General features: G+C 65.7%; 1 protein-coding gene. It reads left to right on the top strand.

Features of this window, described 5'->3' with window-relative positions:
• Positions 1-11: 11 nt before the first annotated feature.
• A partial coding sequence (locus BN4575_RS22925) for a hypothetical protein (RefSeq protein ID WP_141689920.1) occupies positions 12-452 on the top strand: 441 nt, incomplete at its 3' end.

The following is a 452-nucleotide window of genomic DNA, read 5'->3' as shown; positions in this document are numbered from 1 at the left end:
ACGGAGAAGCCATGGAGGCCACCGGCCTGTTCCGGTTCTCCGACGGAGGGTTCCTGGGGGGCGAGTGGTACTGCGCGGGCGCTGGCACCACGATCGAGCAAGCGTCACAGGGCGTCCGCGGCATGAACTACACGCTCACCTCGCTTTCGCGGCTCGGCGCTTGTCCTGGCTCCCCCGTGGAGGGGCCCTTGAGCCTCTGCGTATCGAGGGAGGGCTCCTGCCCTGATGGTCACAGCGACTTCAGCGGGCAGATCGACGGCGCGACCATCGACTGGTCGGACGATCTCTTCACGGCCGACTACGTCAGGTACAGCGACGAGACGCGCTGGATGCCGAATTTCAGGAGCGACGACGCCCGCCTCATGCAGGTGTACGTTTCCAGGGGAAAATTGACGGGAGGCTACCTCATCACGCCCCCCGAAGCGCCGGATGGCGGAGCGCTCTACTGCATC

The organism is Aeromonas sp. EERV15 (assembly GCF_900079845.1).
GTDB classification, from domain to species: Bacteria; Pseudomonadota; Gammaproteobacteria; order Enterobacterales; family Aeromonadaceae; genus Aeromonas; species Aeromonas sobria.
This window is presented reverse-complemented; position numbering and strand designations above follow the sequence as displayed.